The organism is Pseudoalteromonas aurantia, from assembly GCF_005886875.1.
Lineage (GTDB): Bacteria > Pseudomonadota > Gammaproteobacteria > Enterobacterales > Alteromonadaceae > Pseudoalteromonas > Pseudoalteromonas aurantia_A.
Window position 1 is genome coordinate 1 of the sequence record NZ_PNBY01000225.1, and the last position, 358, is coordinate 358.

Consider the following 358-nt stretch of genomic DNA (forward strand, 5'->3'; position numbering starts at 1 on the left):
CCCCCCCCCCCACCCCCCCCCCCCCCCCCCCACACCACACCTTTTTTTATTAAATGATACGTAGACCAACGAGATATACACTAATCTTAACATTATTACCCAACAGCAAGTTAACTTAAGTGATGTTCAGAGCGGGTCATTAGCTCAGTTGGTAGAGCAGTGGACTTTTAATCCATTGGTCGATGGTTCAAGTCCATCATGACCCACCATCCTTTGAAGATATTGATTTCCCGAGCGGGTCATTAGCTCAGTTGGTAGAGCAGTGGACTTTTAATCCATTGGTCGATGGTTCAAGTCCATCATGACCCACCATTCAATATTAACAAAACTGATATCCGGAGCGGGTCATTAGCTCAGT

The 358-nt window shown here is 46.1% G+C and carries 2 tRNA genes; both read left to right on the plus strand.

Annotated features, from left to right (window positions below):
• Positions 1–133 precede the first annotated feature (133 nt).
• A tRNA-Lys gene (locus CWC18_RS20760) sits at positions 134–209 on the plus strand.
• 27 nt (positions 210–236) lie between these two features.
• Positions 237–312, plus strand: a tRNA-Lys gene (locus tag CWC18_RS20765).
• The last annotated feature ends 46 nt before the right edge of the window (positions 313–358 follow it).